This is a genomic window from Paenarthrobacter sp. 10L420 (assembly GCF_056395385.1).
This window is the reverse complement of record NZ_JBFTJK010000064.1, coordinates 1-1,103: the sequence shown is the minus strand read 5'-3', so window position 1 is coordinate 1,103 and position 1,103 is coordinate 1. Positions and strand designations below refer to the sequence as shown.

The window sequence follows — 1,103 nt, the reverse complement described above, 5'->3', positions numbered from 1 at the left end:
TCCCTTGATGCGTTGATCGCGGAGCAGGGCACGGAGCGTGCCCAGTACATTATGCGGTCGTTGTTGCAGCGTGCCGGTGCCCGGTCGGTGGGTGTGCCGATGGTGACGACCACTGATTATGTGAACACGATCCCGGTGGACCAGGAAGCAGAGTTTCCCGGGAACGAGGAGTTCGAGCGCCGGTACCGTGCGTACATGCGCTGGAACGCCGCGGTCATGGTCCATCGTGCGCAGCGGGCCGATATCGGGGTGGGCGGGCATATTTCCACCTATGCCGGCGCGGCGACCCTGTACGAGGTCGGGTTCAACCATTTCTTCCGCGGCAAGGACCACCCCTCGGGCGGGGACCAGGTGTTCTTCCAGGGCCACGCGTCACCGGGCATGTACGCCCGGGCGTTCATGGAAGGCCGCCTCTCCGAGGAGGATTTGGACGGGTTCCGTCAGGAAAAGTCCAAACAAGGCCACGCCCTGTCCTCCTACCCGCACCCCAGGTTGATGCCGGACTTCTGGGAATTCCCGACCGTGTCGATGGGCATCGGTCCGATGAACGCGATCTACCAGGCCCAGTCCAACCGGTACCTGCACAACCGCGGCCTCAAGGACACCTCCGACCAGCAGGTCTGGGCGTTCCTCGGCGACGGGGAAATGGACGAGCCCGAGTCCCGCGGGTTGCTGCAGCTGGCAGCGAACGAGAACCTGGACAACCTGAACTTCGTGATCAACTGCAACCTCCAGCGCCTGGACGGGCCCGTGCGGGGCAACGGCAAGATCATGCAGGAACTCGAGGCGTTCTTCCGCGGTGCCGGCTGGAACGTGATCAAGGTCGTCTGGGGCCGGGAATGGGACACCCTGCTGGAAAACGACACCGACGGGGCGTTGGTGAAAATCATGAACGAAACCCCCGATGGTGACTACCAGACCTACAAGGCCGAGTCCGGCGGGTTCGTCAGGGACCACTTCTTCGGCAAGTCCCCGCAGACCAAGGACATGGTCGCGGACCTGACCGACGAACAGATCTGGGGCCTCAAACGCGGCGGGCACGATTACCGCAAGGTCTACGCCGCGTACAAGGCAGCGGTGGAGTTCAAGGGCAAACCCACCGT

Annotated in this window: 1 pseudogene; it reads left to right on the top strand. The window is 63.5% G+C overall.

Annotation, left to right across the window (positions count from 1 at the left end):
• A pseudogene (locus AC1DD5_RS25670) lies at positions 1–1,103 on the top strand (pyruvate dehydrogenase (acetyl-transferring), homodimeric type); the annotation flags it as partial.